Source organism: Lysinibacillus sp. UBA6686, from assembly GCF_002455205.1.
GTDB classification, from domain to species: domain Bacteria; phylum Bacillota; class Bacilli; order Bacillales_A; family Planococcaceae; genus Lysinibacillus; species Lysinibacillus pakistanensis.
On sequence record NZ_DKJS01000041.1, the window covers coordinates 52068 to 75200 of the forward strand.

The 23133-nt window shown below is 37.5% G+C and carries 22 protein-coding genes and 1 riboswitch; of the genes, 12 read left to right on the plus strand and 10 right to left on the minus strand.

Annotated features, from left to right (window positions below; translation table 11 throughout):
* Positions 1-84: 84 nt before the first annotated feature.
* The 8 genes from B2R82_RS10445 (at position 85) to B2R82_RS10480 (ending at position 11011) form a co-directional block, all read left to right on the plus strand.
* Positions 85-1071: a C39 family peptidase gene (locus B2R82_RS10445; RefSeq protein WP_286924791.1), complete on the plus strand. Its 987-nt coding sequence runs from the start codon at positions 85-87 to the stop codon at positions 1069-1071.
* 68 nt (positions 1072-1139) lie between these two features.
* Positions 1140-2372, plus strand: coding sequence for an ATP-grasp domain-containing protein (locus tag B2R82_RS10450; protein ID WP_286924792.1), 1233 nt, complete (start codon positions 1140-1142; stop codon positions 2370-2372).
* A complete protein-coding gene (locus tag B2R82_RS10455) occupies positions 2369-3070 on the plus strand; it encodes an aspartate/glutamate racemase family protein (RefSeq protein ID WP_286924793.1) in 702 nt (233 codons plus the stop codon). Before B2R82_RS10450 ends, B2R82_RS10455 begins: the two co-directional genes overlap by 4 nt.
* A gap of 218 nt (positions 3071-3288) precedes the next feature.
* Entirely contained in the window at positions 3289-4434 is a 1146-nt protein-coding gene (locus B2R82_RS10460) for a DEAD/DEAH box helicase (protein ID WP_286924794.1), read from the plus strand.
* 5 nt (positions 4435-4439) lie between these two features.
* The gene (locus tag B2R82_RS10465) at positions 4440-5669 is read left to right on the plus strand and encodes an aminopeptidase (protein ID WP_286924795.1); all 1230 of its coding nucleotides are present in this window, start codon (positions 4440-4442) and stop codon (positions 5667-5669) included.
* A 33-nt stretch (positions 5670-5702) separates the two neighbouring features.
* On the plus strand, positions 5703-6605 hold the full coding sequence (locus B2R82_RS10470; protein ID WP_286924796.1) for an SGNH/GDSL hydrolase family protein: 903 nt from the start codon (positions 5703-5705) through the stop codon (positions 6603-6605).
* A 171-nt stretch (positions 6606-6776) separates the two neighbouring features.
* Positions 6777-7934: an exonuclease SbcCD subunit D gene (locus tag B2R82_RS10475; protein ID WP_286924797.1), complete on the plus strand. Its 1158-nt coding sequence runs from the start codon at positions 6777-6779 to the stop codon at positions 7932-7934.
* Positions 7931-11011 carry an AAA family ATPase gene (locus B2R82_RS10480; protein WP_286924798.1) on the plus strand — a complete coding sequence of 1027 codons (3081 nt, stop codon included), beginning with the start codon at positions 7931-7933 and terminating at the stop codon, positions 11009-11011. The genes B2R82_RS10475 and B2R82_RS10480 overlap by 4 nt, the downstream gene beginning before the upstream one ends.
* A gap of 107 nt (positions 11012-11118) precedes the next feature.
* Here B2R82_RS10480 and B2R82_RS10485 read toward each other — a convergent pair whose 3' ends face one another.
* The 8 genes from B2R82_RS10485 to B2R82_RS10520 all read right to left on the minus strand — a co-directional run bounded on the left by B2R82_RS10485 (position 11119) and on the right by B2R82_RS10520 (position 17958).
* Complete coding sequence (locus tag B2R82_RS10485; protein WP_286924799.1) at positions 11119-11838, minus strand: LutC/YkgG family protein; 720 nt, start codon at positions 11836-11838, stop codon at positions 11119-11121.
* A 3-nt stretch (positions 11839-11841) separates the two neighbouring features.
* Positions 11842-13266, minus strand: a complete 1425-nt coding sequence (locus B2R82_RS10490; RefSeq protein WP_286924800.1) for a LutB/LldF family L-lactate oxidation iron-sulfur protein — start codon at positions 13264-13266, stop codon at positions 11842-11844.
* Positions 13257-14000 carry a (Fe-S)-binding protein gene (locus B2R82_RS10495; protein WP_286924801.1) on the minus strand — a complete coding sequence of 248 codons (744 nt, stop codon included), beginning with the start codon at positions 13998-14000 and terminating at the stop codon, positions 13257-13259. Before B2R82_RS10495 ends, B2R82_RS10490 begins: the two co-directional genes overlap by 10 nt.
* A 45-nt stretch (positions 14001-14045) precedes the next feature.
* Entirely contained in the window at positions 14046-15359 is a 1314-nt protein-coding gene (locus B2R82_RS10500; protein ID WP_286924802.1) for a GntP family permease, read from the minus strand.
* A 111-nt stretch (positions 15360-15470) separates the two neighbouring features.
* Positions 15471-16031, minus strand: a complete 561-nt coding sequence (locus tag B2R82_RS10505; RefSeq protein ID WP_286924803.1) for a PucR family transcriptional regulator — start codon at positions 16029-16031, stop codon at positions 15471-15473.
* Between the two features lie 22 nt (positions 16032-16053).
* Positions 16054-17217: a GAF domain-containing protein gene (locus B2R82_RS10510; RefSeq protein WP_286924804.1), complete on the minus strand. Its 1164-nt coding sequence runs from the start codon at positions 17215-17217 to the stop codon at positions 16054-16056.
* Positions 17218-17444: 227 nt separating this feature from the next.
* Entirely contained in the window at positions 17445-17570 is a 126-nt protein-coding gene (locus B2R82_RS10515; RefSeq protein ID WP_286924805.1) for a hypothetical protein, read from the minus strand.
* Positions 17571-17625: 55 nt separating this feature from the next.
* Positions 17626-17958 carry a DUF4870 domain-containing protein gene (locus tag B2R82_RS10520; protein WP_286924806.1) on the minus strand — a complete coding sequence of 111 codons (333 nt, stop codon included), beginning with the start codon at positions 17956-17958 and terminating at the stop codon, positions 17626-17628.
* 125 nt (positions 17959-18083) lie between these two features.
* Positions 18084-18191: riboswitch (TPP riboswitch) on the plus strand.
* 118 nt (positions 18192-18309) lie between these two features.
* Between B2R82_RS10520 and thiT the strand changes: the two genes are divergently transcribed.
* Entirely contained in the window at positions 18310-18870 is a 561-nt protein-coding gene (thiT, locus tag B2R82_RS10525) for an energy-coupled thiamine transporter ThiT (protein WP_286924807.1), read from the plus strand.
* 199 nt (positions 18871-19069) lie between these two features.
* On the plus strand, positions 19070-19825 hold the full coding sequence (gene map, locus B2R82_RS10530; protein WP_286924808.1) for a type I methionyl aminopeptidase: 756 nt from the start codon (positions 19070-19072) through the stop codon (positions 19823-19825).
* Between the two features lie 19 nt (positions 19826-19844).
* On the opposite strand, the gene B2R82_RS10535 is transcribed toward map, so the two are convergent.
* Positions 19845-20558, minus strand: coding sequence for a hypothetical protein (locus B2R82_RS10535; RefSeq protein WP_286924809.1), 714 nt, complete (start codon positions 20556-20558; stop codon positions 19845-19847).
* Positions 20559-20756: 198 nt separating this feature from the next.
* Here B2R82_RS10535 and B2R82_RS10540 point away from each other — a divergent pair, with 198 nt between their 5' ends.
* A complete protein-coding gene (locus B2R82_RS10540; protein ID WP_286924810.1) occupies positions 20757-21584 on the plus strand; it encodes a polyphosphate kinase 2 family protein in 828 nt (275 codons plus the stop codon).
* A 140-nt stretch (positions 21585-21724) separates the two neighbouring features.
* Positions 21725-22312, plus strand: a complete 588-nt coding sequence (locus B2R82_RS10545) for a GNAT family N-acetyltransferase (protein ID WP_286924811.1) — start codon at positions 21725-21727, stop codon at positions 22310-22312.
* Between the two features lie 87 nt (positions 22313-22399).
* Here B2R82_RS10545 and B2R82_RS10550 read toward each other — a convergent pair whose 3' ends face one another.
* Positions 22400-22969: a beta-class carbonic anhydrase gene (locus B2R82_RS10550; RefSeq protein ID WP_054771975.1), complete on the minus strand. Its 570-nt coding sequence runs from the start codon at positions 22967-22969 to the stop codon at positions 22400-22402.
* Positions 22970-23133 lie beyond the last annotated feature (164 nt).

A 23133-nucleotide genomic window follows, 5' to 3' on the forward strand; every position in this document is an offset into this window, starting at 1 on the left:
ATTAGCGTATAATAGAGTCTACGACAAATTGAAATATAGATTTGAAGTGGTGGTCTTCAAAATAGAATAGGAGCGGAATTTGTCTTGTGGACGGGGTATAAACGCTTTTTACTAATAGGTATTATCATCATTATGTTACTTTCAGGCTGTCATCAATTTTCGCAGCAGGAAAAACAAAAAAGTGAATTAACAGTTTTAACGGTAGAGTTTAATAGTGGTGCACCCATCCCGAATCTATATTTAACGGTTACTGATGTGAAGACGGGAAAAATAGTAGAGGATGTTATTGGCTCTGATGAGGGAGAGGCAACCTTTTCAAAGTTAATAGAGGGACAGGAGTATGCCATTGCTGCAACTACACTTGAAAATAGTACTGAAAATAATGGCTATACGACAATTGAAAATTTTACGTACGATTCAACAAAGCCTTACTATCGACTACAAACACATTTTTCAAGAGATGAGCAGGAATTGGATGTACCAGTTGTTATGCAAAATCCTGAGCTACCACATGGCTGCGAAATTACAGCGTTAACAGCCGTCTTAAATTATTATGGTGTGAATGTGACAAAGCTTGAAATGGCTGATACGTATTTACCGAAGCAAAAAATTTCTACTGTAGATGGGCAACGATTTGGTCCAAATCCAAATCAGGCTTTTGCAGGTGATCCTAGAGATAAAGCAAACGGTATGTATGTCTTTGCAGCTCCAATTGTTAAAGCGGCAGAGGCAGCAATAGCTGATAAACAGGCAAATTTACGTGTCACAAATATGAGTAAAGCCTCACAGGACGAAATTTTACAGCTTGTTCGTGAGGGTGTGCCCGTTGTGACTTGGGTTACATTGGATTTATCGAAGCCCAACACAAATGCAGCTAAGGGCTGGATCTATAAAGGTGAAACAATACCGCGTGAAGCATATATGAACTTGCATGCGGTTGTCTTAACAGGACATTTAGGCAACAAAGTAGTTGTCATGGACCCATTAAAAGGCTATGTTACATATAATGTCGATCAATTTTTCAAAAGCTATAAAGAGCTAGGAGAACAAGCCGTAGCATTGCATAAATAGTTTCTTAGCAGCATCATAAAGTAGCAGTATGTTACACTTAGAAAAAAAGCTAAAGTGAGTTGAGTAGAATGGCTATTACCCATGCTTTTTTACCGGTTTTATTAGGAGATGAAATGAATGCTTATGGCATGGCTAGAGCATTTTACGAATCCTATGGTGTAAAACCACTTGCAGTAAATCATACAAATATGGCGAAAATACAACAGAGTGATTTATTAACATTTCGTGAAATACCAAGACTAAATATTGAAGAACGTTTTGTCGTGGCTTTACAGGCAATCGCAGAGGAATTTGCTGATAAAAAACTATTGTTGTTGGCCTGTGATGAGTTTTATGTAAAAAAAATAGTGCAACATAAAGAGGAGCTAGCAGAGCTTTTTATCATACCTTATGTAGATGCGCCACTAGCTAACCAGCTATTAACGCGTGAGAGTATGTATGAGCTTTCAGCAAAATTTGGCTTTCAATATCCTGCTATGCATGTTTGTACGGTCAATGACTATGAAGAATTTGAAATTCCCTTTGAGTATCCAGTTGTCATTAAACCAATGAATATGACAAAGTATGCTACATGTATTTTTCCAGGTAAGAAAAAGGTATATATTGCATATAATACTGAGGAAAAGGATGCAATTTTCCAGGCTATTTACAAGGAATCTGCCTACCGAGATGACTTGATGGTACAGCAATATATTCCAGGTGAGGATGCCAATATGCGTGTCGTCAATGCCTATGTTGGGCAAGACGGACAAGCGAAGCTATTAGCTATCGGAAATCCCATTTTAGAGGAGCATTCTCCTGATGGAATAGGTCGTTATGTAGCGATTATGACGATATATGATAGGGATTTAATGAATCAAGTCAAAGTATTTTTGGAGGAAATCCAATTTCAGGGCTTTGCCACGTTTGATATGAAGTATGATGAACGTGACGGGCAATATAAGCTTTTAAGTATTGAATTACATAATGAGCTTTCAAATTATTATGTGACAGCAAGTGGCTATAATCTAATGCAATATGTTGCGGATGATTTTATCCGTGGTAGCAAGCTACAGCTCACTTATGTGCAAAACAAGCATCTTTGGACAATTGTGCCAAATGGTGTACTTTTTAAATATGTTCAAAATGAGCAACTTGTGATTGAAGCAAAGAGCCTGATTCGACAAGGGCTAGCAACTGACTCCATCTTCAATTATAAGGATATGAATGCTAGGCGTTTGTTGAACATTACGCTCGATAATCTAAGCTTTTATCGAAAATATAAGAAATATTTTAACAACAAAGGTCTGTCTAACTCATGAAAAAACAAACTTTAGGTATTATTGGTGGCGTTGGTCCACTTGCAACAATGTTTATCGGTGAAATGATTGTAAGACGTACAAAGGCAACGAAGGATCAGGAGCATCTGCATACAATTATTGATAATGATACAAACATTCCTGATCGTACAGCTTTTATATTAGATCAAACAAAAGAAAATCCTGTTCCAGTAATTATAGATGATGCAAGAAAGCTTGCTACAATCGGGGCCAATATAATAGCTATTCCGTGTAATACAGCGCATACCTTTTATGATGAAATTGCGGAAGGCTCTCCAGTTCCAGTGCTCCATATGATACGAGAAACTGCGAAGCGTGCCTATAATTTAGGCGCAAAACGTGTTGGTATTTTAGCAACAACCGGCACTTTAACGTCGCGCATGTATCAAAGTGCGTTAGAGGAATATGGTCTAACACCTGTTGTTCCAGATGAGCAAATCAAGGAAAAAGTGATGTCAATTATTTACGACTTTGTTAAGGCTGGAAAGGATGTCTCATTAGAGGAATGGCAACCGATAGAAGAGGCGATGCTAGCACTTAATTGTGATCGTATTGTTTTAGGCTGTACAGAATTATCAATTGTAAATAGAGATTTAAAACTAAATGATAAATATATTGATTCATTAATTGTTCTGGCAGAATGTGCGATTTTGTCATGTGGCTATGAATTAGTAGATTAACCAGCTAAAAAAATCTGCTCGCTTTTCGCGGATAACCCCAAGCCTTCCATGAAGCGCAAGAGGCTTACATTCCGTGCATGAGGCGTGCAGATTTTTTAGTTATTAGGTATCACATACTGAATTAGTGAAACGATTCGCAAATGGTTTTCGTACATATGAAGTAGGAAAATGCTTAGTGTGTTAAACTAGTGTCAAGCAGATAGAAGGTGGGAAATAACATGTCAGTTATAAACTTATTAAATGAAGCATTACAAGCAAAATGGAACTTTGAAGAACCGATGAAAATTCAAGAGGAAATGATTCCAGCCATGCTTGAAGGTAAAGATATTGTGGCAGAATCGCCAACAGGATCGGGGAAGACATTAGCTTATGTTCTTCCTTTATTAAATAAAGTAAAGGGTGCAAAAAAACAAACACAAGGACTTATTGTAGCCCCATCACAGGAGCTGGCTATGCAAATTGTAGAGGTTATCCGTGAATGGACAGCAGGCTCAGATATTACAGTTCAGCAATTAATTGGTGGCGCAAATGCTGCACGTCAAATTGAAAAGCTAAAGAAAAAGCCGACAATCGTAGTTGGAACACCTGGTCGATTAAATGAACTAGCACGAGCAGGAAAATTAAAGCTTAAAGAAATAGAAACAATTATTCTAGATGAATGCGACCAGTTGCTTAGTCGAGAATATCGTGTGGTTGTAAAATCCTTTATCGAAGGCTCTGCATATGGGCGACAAGTAGTGGTGGTTTCGGCAACGATCACTGAGGAGATTGAGTTAGTGGCTAGTCGCATGATGTTTGAGCCAGTGCGCTTTAAAATAAAGCCTGAGGATATGGTGAAGGTTGGAAAGGTTGTGCATTCCTTTATCAAGCTTGAAGAGCGAGATAAAACTGATTTCCTACGTCGCTTAGCACATACAGAAGGGCTACGTGCATTAGCTTTTGTAAACAATATCGATCAATTATTAATGAAAGAAACGAAGCTACAATATCGTTCTGCACCAATTGTGACATTACATTCTGACATGAAAAAAGAAGAGCGTAAAAAGGCATTAGATGCATTCCGCAAAGGAGAGGCACGTATTTTAATCGCTACAGATATTGCTGCACGAGGTTTAGATATTGCAGGTTTAACACATGTTATTCATGTTGATGTACCAAGAACGATTGAGCAATACTTGCATCGCTCAGGACGTACAGGACGTGCTGGAGCAGATGGCGAGGTATTAACGTTATTAGCTTATCGAGATGAAAAAGCGTATAAAAAATGGATAAGAGAAATTCCAGGCAAATCTGTACAAAAGATATGGCATAATGGCATGCTAGTAGAAGGAAATTCAAAAACAATTGGACAAAAGCGAGGTTAATGAATATGACGTTTGAAGAAAAATTACAAGCATATGCAGAGCTTGCAGTAAAAGTTGGTGTTAATATCCAGCCAGGGCAATACTTATTAGTGAATACTTCAGTAGAAGCACTCGATTTTGCGCGCTTAGTAGTGAAAGAGGCTTATAAGGCTGGAGCAGGACGTGTTCACGTAAATTTTTCTGATGATGTAATGGATCGAGCTTATTTCGAGCATGCCTCAGAGGAAGAATTCAATCGTTTCCCTGAATGGGTAGTGAAGATGCGTGATGAGCTAATTGAACGCAAGGGTGCTTTATTATGGATTGATGCTGCAGATCCAGATAAATTAACAGGTATTCCAGCCGAGCGTCTTGCAACACATCAAAAAGTATCAGGAGCAGCACTGAAAAATTATCGCAATGCGGTTATGAAGGATTTAATCGCATGGTCTATCGTTGCAGTTCCATCACCGAAATGGGCCGCGAAGGTTTTTCCGAATTTATCAACTGAGGAACAGGTGCCAGCTCTATGGGAGGCAATTTTTAAAACGGTTCATATTGGCGAGGGCAATGCAGTTGAAAATTGGCGCGAACATGTTGCCAATTTAGAGTCTCGTGCTGCTTTACTTAATCGTAAAAAATACGCAAAGCTTCACTATACAGCACCAGGTACTGATTTAACAATTGCATTAGCTCCGCAGCATAAATGGCTTACTGGAGGTAGTAAAACACCAGATGATACGGTCTTTATTGCAAATATGCCGACAGAAGAGGTATATACGTTACCATTAAAACAAGGTGTAAATGGCTATGTGAGCAATACAAAGCCATTAGTATACCAAGGTAATATTATTGATGGCTTTAAACTAACATTTGAAGAAGGAAAAATTATCAAGGCCGAGGCACAGGTAGGTCATGATTTATTACAGGAGCTTATACAGGTAGATGAGGGCTCATGCTATTTAGGTGAAGTAGCGCTAGTACCACATGAGTCTCCAATTTCAGCTTCTGAGATTTTATATTTTAATACTTTATTTGATGAAAATGCATCCAACCATTTAGCCATCGGTGAGGCGTATCCAACTTGCCTAGAAGGTGGCAGAGATTTAGAAAGTGGACAGCTTGAGGCTTTAGGTGCAAATATTTCTGTCACACATGAGGATTTTATGATTGGCAGTGGAGAGATGGATATTGACGGTATTTTACCAGATGGTACTGTGGAGCCAATTTTCCGCAAAGGTAGCTGGGCTTTTTAAATTCTGTTGATATAAGGGGAAGGGGTTGAGCAGATGAAGCGTTTACTAAGTCTTATTATAGTTATAAATACAATGATATTTGGTGCTTCATCTGCCTTTGCTCAAAGTGAAAATTACGTGGCTATTGGAGATTCCTTGGCAGCCGGTCAAACACCCTATCAAGAGATTGATCACGGCTATAGTGATTTTATTGCCATGAGGTTGGGCATGACTGGGCAATTAAGTAACTTTACCAAGGAGCTTGCTTTCCCAGGCTTTACAACAACAGATGTACTGAAACGGATAAAATCTAAGGAAGCAAGTGACCTTTTAGCAGATGCTACGCTCATTACAATTTCGGCAGGTGCCAACGATTTACTGCGTCTTGTTCAGGTCAATCCAACAGCTGGTACATTAGCCTTTTCACAGCTACAAACAGATTATGCATTAAATATCGCCAGAAAAAATATGGTAGATATTTTAGAGGAATTGAAGGTAAGGGCACCTAAAGCAAAAGTCTATGTAATGGGCTATTATTTTGCATATCCTAATGTGCATGCTACGCAAAAAGAAGGCACAAATAGACAGCTAATAAAGCTAAATACAATTTTACAACAGCAGGCTGAACAGGCTGGAGCAGTTTATGTAAATGTGTTTGATGCTTTTGGCTTAAATGCTACAAGCTTTTTACCGAATATTTCTGATGTACACCCAAATTTTGAGGGCTATCGTCAAATGGCCAATGCATTTCTATATGAATATAGTGGAGGCGATGCATTAACGATTTCCGCCATTGAGTTGCCTAAGCCTCATCCTATTTCATTTAATGACATCTTAGAAAAACAAACAAAGTCTATGCCAATAAGAGAAGAGAAGAAGAAACCTGATTCTATTGCACGTACTATACAAGGATTTATCGGTTATGCAGCATTTATAGAAAAGGCGAGAGCAATTTAATAAAAATAAAAGGGTATCGATAGAGATGCTCTTTTTTTCATGTGGTAACGGATAAAACTTTCAAATCAATGAATAAAAGTGGAGAAATAAAGGATAAAACAATGCTAATAAAAGGTAAATCAAACATTCTAACAGTCGTGATAAAATGAAGATAGATTGGAGGCGCAAAGAATGAAAATATTTCATACAGCAGATTGGCATTTGGGAAAGCTCGTACAGGGAGTCTATATGACGGAGGATCAGCGCTATATTTTACAGCAATTTATGCAAGCCATTGATGAAGAAAAGCCTGACGTTATCATTATAGCAGGTGATTTATATGACCGTTCAATGCCCCCTATAGAGGCCGTTAATTTACTGAATGATATTTTAGCAGAGATTGTGCTTGAAAAGAAAATTCCAGTGTTGGCGGTTGCCGGGAACCATGATAGTGCAGGTCGATTGAATTTTGGCAGTAGTCTAATGCGTGATAGTGGATTACATATGAAGGGTCAATTTACGAAGGATCATGCTCCAATTATTGTAGCGGATGATTTTGGTGATGTACATTTTCATCTTGTGCCATATGCGGAGCCTTCGTCAGTTCGTACAATTTTAGAAGATGATACAATTCGTTCTCACCAAGATGCGATGCAAAAAATTATTGACCACATTGGGCAGGGCTTAGATCCAAGAAAGCGTCATGTGTTTGTAGGACATGCCTTTGTAACAAAGTATGGTGAGGAGGAAGCGAATACGAGTGATTCAGAGCGCCCGCTATCAATAGGTGGCTCTGATTGTATAGATGCGGCGTTATTTAAGCCTTTTCATTACACGGCACTTGGCCATTTACATAAAGCACATTTTGTGTTGAATGAAAAAATTCGCTATGCTGGCTCTCCATTGAAATATTCATTGTCTGAGCATTTACATGAGAAGGGCTTTTTAATCGTTGAACTAGATGCACAGGGAGATATTACTGTTACAAAACGAAAGCTTCTACCAAGGCGAGATTTACGTATAGTAGAGGGCTTGATGGATGATTTATTAGCATTACCGCCAAATGAAGATTATGTATTTGTCCGTTTAACTGATACGACACCAGTGGCTTCACCGATGGAGCGTATTCGTACAGTATTTCCTCATGCAATGCATATCGAACGGAAAGTCATGCGCCCAGAAATACTACATGAAATTCAAGCAGTCGAGTCCGAGAAGGTAGATGACATTGATTTATTCCGTTCATTTTTTACAGATATCATTGGTGTACAGCCAGATCAGGATACAGAGCGTCTTTTTACAGAGATGCTTCAGGAATTATTAGATGAGGAGCGAGAAACAGTAAAATGAAGCCATTGAAGTTAACAATTACTGCATTCGGTCCATATAAAAACACAGAAATAATTGATTTTCAACAGCTTGGTGACCATCGTTTATTTGCGATTTCTGGTAAAACAGGTGCTGGCAAAACGACTATTTTCGATGCTATTTGTTATGCGCTATATGGATCAGGTAGCGGTGAGGATCGTCAGGATACAGCAATGCTACGAAGTGGTTTCGCAGAGGATGATATTTATACTGCGGTAGAGCTCACTTTTGAAATGGATGGCAGGATTTATCATGTTTTACGTCAGCCTGGCCATATCAAAGTAAAAAATAAAAGTGTTACAGGTAAGAAAATTGAATTGGCTGAAGTCAAAGAAGGTAAACTTGATTTTGGTATTGTAGAAAAGCAGCAAACACTTGAGGTAGATAAAAAGCTACAGGAAATAATAGGTCTGACAAAGGACCAGTTTAGCCAAATTGTCATGCTGCCACAAGGAGAGTTTCGCAAGCTATTAACCTCTGATTCTACAAACAAAGAGGTTATATTACGTAAAATATTTAAAACAGATCGCTTCGGTGCAATGACTAAAAAACTAGATGCCAAACGAAAAGAAGCAGAGAGTGATTTACTACGAGCTCAACAATTAAAGAAGCATTTACTTGGTCAAATTGCAGGAGCCTTACCACAGCGACCTTCTTTTTTATTTACTTGTATAAATGATAATACCGAAAACATGCATCAAGTAAAAAAGGCACTGGAAGAGGAACATGCCTATTATATTGAATGTATTCAAGTAGAGCAACAGCGCTATGAGGAGGCCTATGCTCATCATCAAAAAGAACAAGAATATTATAGTATGGCAAAAACACTGAATGAACAATTTGAAGAGCAATCCAAACGTCAAAACCAACTGCAAGCATTGCTACAAGAACAGGATGTATATACTGTTAAGGAACGTGAGATTGCTTTGGCAGAGAAAGCAGAACGGCTAGTGTTAGTTGAGCAACAATGTATCGATCTACGCAATGAGTTAAATAGAAAAGAACAATCCTATCAACAAGCGTTGATGGAACAGCAAAATGCAGAGGCTCAGCTGATAGTTGCACAAGAAAAGTTTAACGCTGAAGAGGCAAAAGAGCCTGAACGACAACGCATACTACAGCAAGAAATACAGCTCCAAGCATTATTACCGAAATTTGAGGCGTATGAGCATAATCTTCAGCAAATGCAACTAGCTGAGCAATATGTCGTTACAGCCAAACGGTCACTAGCAGATAATGTTGCATTGCTGGAAAAAGAACAACTGCAATTACAGCAATTAACAACAACAATTGAGCAATATGAAAAACAGCTAGAACCATATGAAAGTTATTTAGAGCAACTGCCCAAGCTAAAGGAACAAGTATCATTACTAGCGCAAGTTGAAAAGTATACAAAAGCAGTTGAGACAATTGAGCAGGATGTAATGACTACTAATGTCCGTAACCAAGAAAGTAAACAAGCTCTTCAAAAGCTAGAACAGCAATGGATTACTAACCAAGCAAGTATCTTAGCTCGGCAGCTTAAAGATGGGGAGCCTTGCCCAGTTTGCGGTAGTACAACACACCTCAAAACACATTTAGAACAATTGGAGAGTATTGAGTTAACCCAGGTGGAAGCTTTACGGGTCAAGGCAACAACTAATGAGCGTAAGTTTTTGGAGAAAGAAGCTTTATTGAACTCCACTAAGCAGCTTTTACAAGAGGCACTAGCGCAGCTGGAGACTAATCATATCGATCAAACTAATCAAGCGCAAATAGTAGCCTCCTTACAATATATAGAGCAACAAATTACCTTTTTAAAAATAGTGAATCAACAATTAGTTGGTGTACGCTTGAAACAAAAGCAACAACGTGGAAGTCTGGAGTTGCTACAAGAAAAGCACATAAAGTTAGAGCGATATTTAGCTGACCAGATGCAGGAATTAACAAAGCAACGGGCAATTGTGGAGGAACAGCAAAAGCATATCCCTGAAAATATTAAGACATTACAGGCGTTAAAGCAGGCAATTGCGGCTATCGCTTCACAGAAGGTTGTATTACAAACTGCTTGGCATACCAGCCAACAAAGCCTACAAACTGCCAAGGAAGCGGTAAACGGTGCTAAAAAGGCTGTTGAAATAACCAAACAGGCTTTCGAGGAATTCAAGCAGAAAATGGATGAAAGGCGTGAGCAATTTTCAGAAAGTATGAAAATCGCAGGCTTTGAAAATTTTGAAGAATTTGCCGCTGCGAAGCGTAGTGAGTTCCAAGTAGAGGCTTTACGGAAGGCTTGTAGTGATTATACGCTACAAGTACACACAATGCAGGTACAAATTACTGAAGGAGCTAAACATCTTCAAGGAAAGGAAAAGCAAGATTTAGCGTTAATGGAAGAAAAGCTAGAGATATACCGTGTAACATATGAGGAAGCGTTTAAAGTGTTACAGCAAATGAAAGGATTTGCAAAAGCATGTGAAGACTTTGTTGAAAAAATCGAAGAAACAGCACAAGAGATTCGTTTACTTGAAAAAGAAGCAGGACGAGTGAAAGAACTCTATGCCATGTTAAATGGTCAGAATACGAAAAAGTTATCCTTTGAGCGTTATATCCAAATCAACTATTTAGATAAAATCACAGAGGCAGCAAATGTACGTTTACAGCATTTATCCAATGGACAATTTGAGCTTCGACGTTCTGATCGATTAGAAAAGCATGCTAAGCAAAGTGGTCTAGGGCTAGATGTTTATGATGCCTATACAGATCAATTACGCGATGTGAAAACATTATCAGGTGGAGAAAAGTTCAATGCATCATTAAGTCTTGCTCTTGGTATGGCAGATGTCATTCAAAGCTTTCAGGGGAATATTCATATTGAAACAATGTTTATCGATGAGGGCTTCGGATCACTTGATGAAGAAGCCTTAAATAAAGCAATTGATACACTGATTGATTTACAGGATTCTGGACGTATGATTGGCGTTATTTCTCACGTTGCAGAGTTAAAAGCTACAATGCCAGCTGTGTTACATGTTGAAAAAACAATGAATGGTCATAGTCAAACTTATTTTGAAGTGAAGTAGAGGCGTAAAACGATACGCCTCTTTTTTTATCTTCATTTAGCAAATGTTTTTTATATCGAAAGCGTAGCGGCAGCGGCAGCTACAATTACGTCAAGGCGAAATGGATTCTATAAATCATCGATAATGATATAGGTCATGTAAATTGGACCATGAACACCAACGACTAAAATCATTTCAATATCAGCAGAATTACTAGGACCAGAAATAAAATTAACACAAGAGGCGAGAGTTTCTCCATTTTGTAGACGCTCCCGAATTTGTATAGCTGCCTGTGTCATTCGAGGCACAATCGAGCTTTTGGGTATTAGGATAATAGACTTGGTAGGTAAGAAACTCACAGTACGACCATGATGTGGATTGCTAAAAAGTACAGCTGTACCGGATTCCGCAAGTGTAATATCACTAATTGTAATTCCTATATTGGCCTTCTCTACTAGTGCTATATTATCTCTGCCGATTGTTGGGTCCCAAGTATGTAGTTCGATTTGTTTTTGAGGTAATGTATTTGAAAAAAGCTCTGTCAGACCAAAAGCGTCAAATCGTTCATCCTGCCAAGTCATAATTGGCCCACCATCATAATCGTCAATGACTTTTTCCAGTGCCATAGCTAAATCAGTAGAGGATGTGACGACGCAGTTCGTATTGATACGTGTGCATTGTTTTTGTAATGTGACCAACAGCTCATCCTGAGATAAGTTTTGTAATGTTTTATGTTGTGGTGTATACCGCCACTGAGGACGCTCTACATGCACAGGAGTAGATAATCGTTGAAGTCTAGAGGATAATTGACGAATAAATATCTCACGATTTTGAATTTTGCCTACCATTCCTCACTCATCTCCTTTTTGTCTATTTTCGAACCAGTCACGGAAGCGCTCTTTTTTAGGTGCAGGGAATTCACGAATAGTTGTCCAACTTTTTAATGGACCAATGCCTTTAGATAATTGGTCATTTTTTGTTAATGGCTTTAAAACACTCGATGCAACCTTAGATCCGAATTTATACATACCACTTGATGAGGAACCAATTCCGAAAATAGACATAAGGAAGCGCTCTGATATAGGGGCACGACCTTCTTTTTCTACAATGGTTTGTCGATGCTTATGCAATAATTCATGTAACGGAATTTTTACGGGGCAAACGTCTGTGCAAGCACCACAAAGTGTTGAAGCAAATGGTAGCTCCTTATAGTCATCGTAGCCACCCAGCAAAGGAGATAAGACTGCCCCAACTGGTCCGGAGTATATTGAACCGTATGAATGACCACCTACATGTCGATAAACAGGACAAATATTAGCGCATGCACCACAGCGAATACATTGTAAGATTGCTTGAAATTCACTACCTAAAATTTCAGACCTTCCATTATCAACAATAACTAAATGAAACTCTTCTGGCCCATCTACATCACCATCTTGACGAGGACCACTTAAAACAGTTACATAACTAGGAAGCTTTTGGCCCACTGCACTTCTTGTTAGCATATTGACTAGTACTTCGAGCTCTTCAAATGTTGGGACAAGTCTTTCCATCCCCATTACGGTAATTTGTGTTTTTGGTAGTGCTGTTGATAAGTCAGCATTTCCTTCATTTGTTACGATGCAAACAGAACCAGTTTCAGCCACCGCAAAGTTACAACCCGTAATGCCGATATCAGCTGATAAATAATCATCACGCAGCATTTTACGGGCATGCTTTGTTAGCTCCTCAGGACGTTCAGAGCCTTCATATTGGTGATGAAATTGGAAGCTTTCCTGCACCTGTTCTTTCTTTCGATGTAAGGCGGGTGCCACGATATGTGAGGGTAAATCATTATCTAGTTGTAAAATATATTCCCCTAAATCAGTTTCAACAACCTGACAGCCAACATGCTCTTCTAAATAATGATTTAAGTCTATTTCCTCTGTTACCATCGATTTTGATTTGACAATTTTTTTAGCCTCCTTTTCCTTTGCAACATTAGCAATATAAGCTTGGGCTTCCTCTGCAGTAGTCGCAAAGAAAACATGCCCACCTCGTGCAGCAACTTTTTCACTTAACTCCGTTAAATAATAATCAAGATTTGCAAGTACATGCTGACGGATCTCTTCACCAAGAGAACGCCACTCCTCCCAATGACCAAGCTCCTCAGTAGCTAATTGACGATTTGTTTCCAAACGATCTTGTGCACCCGAAACGGCACTGCGCATAAAAGTATTTTGAATGCCTTCACCAACACGATTATTAAATGATTCGTTACCGACCTTCATTGGCATGATGTATGCACCTCCGCTTTTCGAGAATTCAAAATTTCAGCTATATGAAGTACCTGTATACGGGCACCTAATCGTTCTGCACGTCCACGAATATTCATTAAACAGCCTTCATCCGCACCAACTAAATAAGTGGCACCAGTTTCAATGATATGCTGTACCTTTTCATCAACCATTTGCTCAGAAATTGGTGTCATTTTTACAGAGAAAGTTCCACCAAAACCACAGCAAGTTGTTTTATTAGGAAGCTCAGTATATGTTAAGCCTTTAACATTTTCTAGTAATATTAAAGGTGCGCTTTTTACACCAAGTAAACGTGTCATATGGCATGACATGTGATAGGTCACATTTCCGTTGAAGCTAGCACCCACATCTGTTATACCAAGAACCTCTACGATAAATTGTGTTAACTCATACGTTTTTTCAGCTAATTGCTTTGCACGAGAAGCCCATTCAACATCATTCACAAAAACTTTTTCATATTCTCGGAACATATAAGCACAGGAACCAGAAGGGCAGACGACATATTCAGCATCATCAAATGCTTTTATCATATTTTTCATGGCTTCCTTTGCTTCATTAACATACCCTGAGTTATAGGCAGGTTGTCCACAGCAAATTTGTTCCTTTGGAAAAATGACTTCACAGCCAAGATGTTCTAGAAGTTCTACAGTTGCTTTGCCCACATTTGTTTGAAACATATCTACTAAACATGTTGCGAAAAGTGAGACTTTCATGTTTGTTCATCTCCTACTGTTTAATTAATAATCGAGCGTATTAACCTAAGAATAAAGTATGATCGCAGTAATTAATGCCGGTATTGCTGCAATAATGGGCCCAATTACTGAAACAAAAAATATATGTTTGTAGGCATCTTTATGTGTTAATCCTATAACAGCCAATACCGTAATAACGGCACCATTGTGCGGTAATGAATCTAAACTACCGGAGGCAATTGTCGCAACGCGATGAAGTGCCTCTGGATCAACCCCTAAATCTAAATAGGTCTGAGCAAGTGTTTCCATTGCAATTCCAAGTCCACCAGAGGCAGTACCTGTAATCCCTGCAAGTGCTGCAATAGCGACATAAAGAGAAATTAAAGGACTTCCAGGTATATTGGCAAGCATTTCTGTAATTACACCAAAGCCTGCAGTTGCTGCAATAACTGTACCGTACCCGACATCAGCGCTTGTATTGACAATTGGTAGAACGGTATTTGTTGCACCCACATTAATTGCTTGGAGTTTGTTGTCTATAAATTTCCAAAAAATTATAATAGAGAGAAGCACAGTAAGCATCAATGTATAAAGGATATCAACCTTAAAAACGTTTAACGTAACAATTAAGAAGATGGGTGGTAAAATACTTAAGACAAATGGCGGATATCTTCTCACACTTGCCTCAAATGCTTTTGAATCTTGTTTTTCAGGATTTTTCATATTTTCATATGTTTCACCACGTGCCTCTGTTTTAGATAATTGTCTTTTTAAATAGAAGCAATTAAAAAGAATGATGGTGATTGTAGCAACAATCCCAACAACAGGTGCTGCAGTAGCTGTTGTATCTAGATATTTTGTTGGAATGATATTTTGTACAGATGGTGAACCAGGTAGCATGGTCATTGTAAATGTTGCCATTCCAAAGAAAAATGCTCCCGTAAATAAATGCCAAGGTATATTCATAGCCTTAAATAATGGTTTAGCAATAGGTAAAATGGCGAAAATTACGACGTATGTATTAATGCCACCTAATGTTAAAAAAGCACAAATGATTACGACTGCCATTAGCGCGTTAAATTTACTATGACGACCCATAATATTTAAAAGTTTTTCAGCTATTGAACGTGCAGCACCACTTTCCTCCATAAATTTTCCGAAAATTGCGGCAAATAAGAAGATGAGGTAGTAGTTTTTCATAAAATTTATAAACCCGCTCATATAGTTGCCTTGTAATGACTCTAAAATAGGCATTTGATTTAAAATGATGACGATTAAACTGGCTACTGGGGCAATAATAATGATACTGAAGCCACGTAATGCTAAAAATATTAATAAAGCCAGTGATGCAATAATTGTAAATAAACTCCATATTTCCATACCTAGACAGCCCTCCTGCTTAATAAAAATATTCAGAAAATTCAACAAGTAGGGTTTAGTATAACAATGAATACTATGAAAATACTATGTGAAAACAGACAAAGATAAGACCTATCCTTTGTCTGTTTTGGCTAATTTTATATTTTGTAAGTATGAAAACATATAGATAGCAAGATTTAATTCGAACATAGTTTTGCCATTTTGCTCGTCAATCTCTATTAATGAAAAAATCGTCTGGAGTCTATATTTAATGGTGTTTAGGTGTACAAAGCAAGCCTCGGCGGTTTTTTTTCGATTTTGATTATGTTCAAAAAATAGCTTTAGTGTATATAACAAATCGGTTTTATGTTGATTATCATATTCAATAATTGGACCAAGCTTCAGTCCTACATACTCAGCCATTTCCTGTGGGTCATTATTTAAAAAAAGTGTATAAGGTCCAAGCTTATCATAGGATATGATGAATGGTGCCTGTTCTAGTGTCTGCAAATAGTCAATACACTTTGTGGAGTCCCGATATGAACTGAAAATGTTTTCAATTGTGTCAAAGTGTCTTCCGAGACCAACTATAAACGAGAGTGAATTGTACTTTGTCGAGTCCTTTTCGAGGAGTACAAAAAAATATTGAATACGCTCTTTAAACTGTTCGACTGAAACTCGCAAATTGTTCATAAATAAAAAATGATAGTGCAAATCATGCTCCGAGATAAAAACTGGTAAGGAAAATAAGCGAGTTAAACGATATAGNNATTCTTTTTGTTTGAGCAACATGATATGTACTCCCATCAAGTTGTAGAGTAGCACATAAGTAATGAGAAGTTTGATGAGCTTCTTGACGTTTATAAAAGGCATTGAAATTTGAGCTTAAAAGCTGTTGTAGCAAATATCCATCATATTTAAAGGAATTTTCTAGCTCCTTTTCCTCCTCTGCTAACTGTAAGGCAAATAGTGCACTTGCCTGCTCCACTGCAAATAAATCTAAAGGGTCCATCTGTAAATGATGATTCATAACGATTAATAGTACTCCTATAACACCTCGCTCTGTATGAATAGGAAACAAATAACTTACATACGTTTCATCTTTGATTGGTATGTATACTTGATGTCGTTCACATTGCTGTACAACTTTATCAAGATGCATTGATTTTTGTTCTTTTAAAATGTCAGTAGCAAACTTAGCTGTAGGCGAAGATGCGATAAGTAAATCGTAAAAATCTGTCATAATAGCTACAGACTGGCCAAGTAATGATGCAAGCGTATCAATCATATCGCTTAGTCGACCCCGTGTTAAGGAAACCCGTGTTAAAGCATTATAAATGCGCTTTGAGCGTTCGTTTTGAGTAAATAATTTTGCATTTTCTATCGCAATAGAGGATTGGTTTGCAAATGCTTGTAACATCGTTAAATCGCTATTTTCAAACTGTGTGTCTCCTGAAAAATTGACGATTGTTAATACCCCTATGCATGAGTTACTTTTATCAAGAAGTGGAGCACAAACAGCACTTTTGGGGTAAGTAAAATCACCAACTGCTTTTGTATAGTTTTCTTCATACTGTGGAAATAAATCCGCCATGCTTTCTGTAACATCGCTGCTAGAGTGGAATCTAAATGCTTGTTTTTGGGAAAATACCTTTCCAGTCATCCCTTCATTTGAGGCAAGGTGAATCTTTTTTAAATAAGCCAGGTCATAGCCAATGGCATGCTTGGCAACAAGACGATTAGTTTCTGTATTCAACATAAACAATACCCCTGCATCAGCACCTTCAATTACATGGAGCACCTCACTCATCAGTTTTTCTAATACTTGGTTAATATCGAGTGTTGAAGTTAGAACCTGTGCTGCATTAACCAAGCTCATTAATTGTTTTTCGCTATTTATTTTAAACAACCCCTCATCTGTAGTGCTAAACCCTATTTTAATATAAATCTGCTATACCAAGTATAAGAATGCAGTTATTTGAGGCATAAAAAAATCTGCCATAAAAAAGTAAGCGTTTCAAATCCTAAGGGATTGGAATGACGCTTACCAGTAAAAGAGAGCAGATTTTTAATTTAGATATTTACCTTAAAATGAGTTTAGGGGTATTATTTTTTATAGCTGTCTTTGGAAGAATAAGGGGCTCCTTTCTTCGCGGCAATTACTTTTTTTACAATGGGTATAATGATAGGTGCTAATTTTACGGCGGTTTTGACAACTTTAGATACTTTCATAAAATAACAGCTCCTTTTACTATTAGTTCTACCTTTTTATGTTAGAAATGAAACATTAACGAATAACACGAACAGCTTGCACGATATTCCAAATAACAATCCCTAATGAGACGAGTAAGTAAATGGCAAATGATGCAAACCAAACGATTATAAATGTATTACTACCTGATCCTGGGTCAAAAGTGTTAAAGGATATAGTTGAGAAGACAAAAACAGCAAAGAAGATGATACCAAATACAACTGGGATTAAATGCGAAATAAGTGCTCGAATAGAGTGTCTTTTTACATCACTATCTTTAGAAACAAAGTAAACAATTAACGGCACAATAAAGGGTGCGAAAAAGACGCTAAGATAACTAAAGGCAGATAAAATTTTTTGGTTCTCCATAGTTGTACCTCCTTTTTTAATATTTACGCATGAAAAACAGCAAAGTTTCAAAAAATATTGTGAAATTAGAGTTGTAATCATATCCGTATTTGCGTACAATGAGGTTGTTCAAATAAAAAAGATGTAACGACCACAAGGGGAGCTGATGATGTCAGCTGAGACTAGGCACGTAATGCCTTCACTCTTTGAACCTGTAAGTTAACACTTGCGTAGGGATGTGGATAGAAACCGACACTTGTACGATGTGAGGCTCTGTCCTGGCATTGTTTTTTTTTGCCAGATAGAGTCAAAAAGTAATTTGATTTCTATTCCTGCTCTTGTATCCTACATCGGAACAAAGGAGAGAATAAAATGGACAAAAAAAGACTTTTAATGCTTGTGGAGATTGCGATATTTGCAGCAATTGGTCTTGTGCTAGATCAGATTTCCTTTAAAGTATGGGCACAAGGTGGCTCTGTTAGTCTAGTGATGGTACCAATAATTTTAATAGCCTTCCGTTGGGGGCTTTTGCCTGGACTGACAACGGGCTTTCTTATTGGTGCTATGCAAACAATGTTTGGTCCTACAATTGTACATTGGCTTCAGGGCTTACTCGATTATGGCGTTGCCTTTACGGTAGTCGGCTTGGTAGCAATTGTTCGTCGACCAGTGCTTGAGGCTGCAAATAATCTAAACAAAACGAAAATGGCACTATATATTATTGTAGGAACTGTATTGGCAGGTTTTTTACGCTATGCAGCACATACTATTGCAGGCGCGGTATTTTTCTCAGAGTATGCTGGCGATCAAAATGCATGGATTTATTCAATTATTTATAATGGAACATATATGTTACCAGCAACAGTTTTAACTGCCATTGTCGGTGTTCTATTATTTACAGCAGCACCACAATTAATGCAACGAAAATCATAAATACTCTACCCTTCACAGTAGTGGAGGGTTTTTGGTATTTAGATTTGGCTATTATAAATTTTACTCGCTGTAGAAATATTGTTACATTTCAGCACTTTGCAATTTATGAGGGCATACAATATTTAAAGCGTTTAGCGTTTTATGTCAAACAAGTTATGTTATATTAAAGTGTAGATATTAGATGAAAGGGACGTTATAAATGATTGTAAAAACACAAGAAGAGATTGAAGCCTTTAAAAAAATCGGTCGTATTTGTGCCGAAATTCGTGAAGCAATGAAGGCTGCGACAAAACCTGGTGTAACAACACTTGAACTCGATGAAATTGCCGGTCGTATGTTTACTGAGGCAGGTGCGATTTCTGGACCTAAAGGAGAATATGACTTCCCAGGATATACATGTATCAGTGTCAACGAGGAAGTAGCTCACGGTATTCCCGGAAAACGCGTAATTCAAGAGGGAGACATTGTTAATATTGATGTTTCTGGTTCTTTAAATGGCTACTTTGCAGATACAGGAATTTCATTTGTCGTGGGTGTAGGCTATGAGGATAAAGAAAAACTATGTCGTGTGGCAAAAAGTGCCTTCGATCGCGCAATGACAAAAGTAAAAGCTGGGTCAAAATTAAATCAAATTGGAAAAGCAGTTGAGCGTGAAGCATATGCCAATGACTTAACGGTGATTATGAACCTAACAGGTCATGGCTTAGGTCGTTCCTTACATGATGAGCCAAATCATATTTTAAACTATTATGATGCATGGGATTCTACCATTATGAAAGAGGGCATGGTACTTGCGGTTGAGCCTTTTATCTCAGCAAAGGCAGAGCATATTGTTGAAGCTGGTGATGGCTGGACATTTGTTACACCAGATAAATCACTTGTTGCCCAAATTGAACATTCGATCATTGTGACAAAAGACAAACCAATTATTCTAACTTCATTAGATGAGGCATAATAAAAATCCTGCTACCCAATTATTTTTGGGGGGCAGGATTCTTTTTTATGAAAAGTATACCGACTAATAGTACACCACATAAAAATAATGCAGCTGTTGTTACAAGTAGCTCTTCTAAACCATTATGTAACGCGATTCCAATATAAGCCCAAATAAAAACAGATGGATACATAATATCGAAATGATGGAAGCGCATATGTAATGCGATGGCAACACCAATTGTCAATAAGATGACTGCCCATAGAGGATTGCTAAGACCAAAGCCGTTCCATCCATAAGCTGTTAATGTAAAGCTTGTATCTGTCATCAACATAAATGTCGACCATGCATAGTAAATAGAGAAAGGGATGCGTCCTGTCAATGACTTGTCGCAAAGAGGATATGTATTGTACAGCGAAAACAAACAGAAGACTAAAAGTAATGTACTGCCAAGAGATGCGATAAATAACTCCTGATGCCACACGATTACCGTGGAAATCTGCAATATACATATGCTGCTAAAAAGAACAGTCTGTTTAATTGTTGTCTTTTTAAAATTCATGACTAACCAATAACCAAGTAACATATAAATGACGATCCAAATTACATGACTAACATTAAAAGGTGCAAATACAACAGGAAAACGATTAGAGATGTCTAACGAAGATTGACCATTTATTTGCATGAAAAAGGATGAAAAGGTTAGGATGACTGAGACAATATAAGTGATTGTCATCAAAAAAAATTGAGGCATGTTTTCCTCTCCCTTCATATTAAATTGTATAGGGAAAAGACAAATAAGTATAGGACTGCACTCTTCCCATTATAACGGAAATTCCCAACAATGTATCGCGTTGTTTTGCTGAAATTATCTACAATTTACCATTTGTATAGGCATCTAAATGTTTCTTTAGTACAATAGGATTAATCCAAATAGAAGGAGTGAAATTTAATGGCTCAAAATTTAACCGATTTAGATTTATCTATTGAACTCGATAAAAAAATGTATAAAAAGAAATTAAAAGTACTCCAATATGAAATGTTAAATGCACAACAATTTTTATTAAAAAATAAAATTGGGCTGATTTTAGTATTTGAAGGTATGGATGCAGCAGGTAAGGGAGGGGCCATCAAACGTCTAATTGAACGTGTTGATCCGCGAGGCTATGTGGTACATCCGATTTCTGCTCCTCAGCCCCATGAACTACGCTACAACTATTTACAGCGATTTTGGAGAAAGCTTCCACAGCATGGACAAATCGCTATTTTCGATCGTTCTTGGTATGGACGAGTTTTAGTGGAACGAATTGAAGGCTTTGCAACAAAGAATGAATGGTCTCGAGCTTATGAGGAAATTAATAACTTTGAAAAGATCTTAACAGCAGGGGATTACATAATTATTAAGTTTTGGCTTCATGTCTCAGATGAAGAGCAGCTCAAACGTTTTACTGAACGTGAGCAAAACCCTTATAAGTCTTGGAAATTAACAGAAGAAGATTGGCGTAATCGCGAAAAGTCGCCTCAGTATGTAGAAGCAGCGAATGATATGTTTGAGAAAACAGACAAAAAGAATGCGCCATGGATTTTAGTTGCAGGGGACGATAAAAAATATGCACGTGTGCAGGTGCTACAAGAAACTATTGCGCATATTGAACGCGAAGCACAAAAGCGGGGGCTTCATGTAACAAATGTTTTAGAAAAGGCTCAGTTAGAAGATGAGGAATCTTCAAGCCTTGAAACACTAAATGGTCAATCGAAAAATAAGAAGAAAACAAAATAATGAGGGTAAGATGCTGTGCAAACAATACGAGCTGTTTTAGTTGTAGCAGCATCTTTTTTTACATACAATAAAGTGACTAACTTATTTTTGAGTGAAGCATGGTCCAAGTAAGACAATTATCGGAAGGCTAGTGTGGAGAAATGGTGCTTAAAATTTGGAATTTATTAAGGAAAAAGGGTGGAAATGTGGTATCAATTCGAGGAGAGAAATGCTACATTCGCACATTCCAAGAAAAAGATGCACAAAGTTTAACTGGTCTCGTAAGCCGTAATAAATACTTTTGGTCTACATACGAGCCGTTACAACGACCTGAATATTATACAGTTGATGCTCAATATAAAAAAATTCAAGAAAGTCTATACTTAATGGATTCAAAAAGAGAATTTACTTTTGGTATTTACGAGCTAGGTACTAATAATCTAATTGGGCATATTGCGCTTTACGCAGTCAAACGATTACCTTACTCAAGTGCTTTTGTTGGCTATGCGATGGATGAGATTTATATTGGGAAAGGGATTGTAACAGAGGCTGTTAAAATGGTCGTACGTTTTGCGTTTGACCAAATAGGCTTACATCGTGTAGAGGCCTATGTGTCAACACAAAATAATGCTTCTATTCGAGTTTTAGAAAAATCAGGATTTCAACGTGAAGGATTGTTAAGGAAGCTTTTGTACATCAATGGTCAGTGGGTAGATCATTACATGTATGCCTGTTTAGAGGATGAATAAAAGAGAGTCTATCTTTCAAACAATGAAGGATAGACTCTTTTTATCTGCATTGACTATTAATCCTTTATTTGGATGTGAAAATGGTGTTTAGCCTTGATAAAGACTACCATCTTCGATTAAATCAAGTCGACCTGTATTTGGATCAATGACTAATCCATGGACAGGAACATCCTTCACCATTAATGGGTGATTGCGAATAGTATCAACACTTTTCTTTACACTTGTCGCTACGTCGCCAAAGCCTCGTAAAAATTCCTTTAAATCTAGACCAGAGTATTCCATCATCTTGATAGTTTCTGGGCTAATTCCGCGATTCACCATTTTGCTAAGCATTGCTTCAGGATCAACTGCACTCATACCACAGTCATAATGCCCAACAACGTACACCTCATCTGCTTGTAGCTCATAAACCGCTACAAGTAAACTACGCATAATTGCACCAAAAGGATGACTAACTAATGCGCCTGCACTTTTAACAATTTTTACATCACCATTTCGTAAATTCATCGCTTTAGGTAATAGCTCAACAAGACGAGTATCCATACAAGATAAGACAACGATGCGTTTATCAGGATACTTAGTTGTAATAAAAGGCTCATATTTTTTTTCTTGAACAAAATCTACATTAAATTTTAGAATATCTTGTAACATTGTCATGAAAGTTTGCTCCCTTCCCTACAAAAATATTTTAGAGCAAATCTTTAAATATGCAAATAATAATGACAATATTCACGCAATTTTTACGAAAAAGAAAGAAGTTTAGTAAATTATTTAGCGATTCGAAAGAAACGTTCATAAAAAAACAGCTACTAGAATGTAGC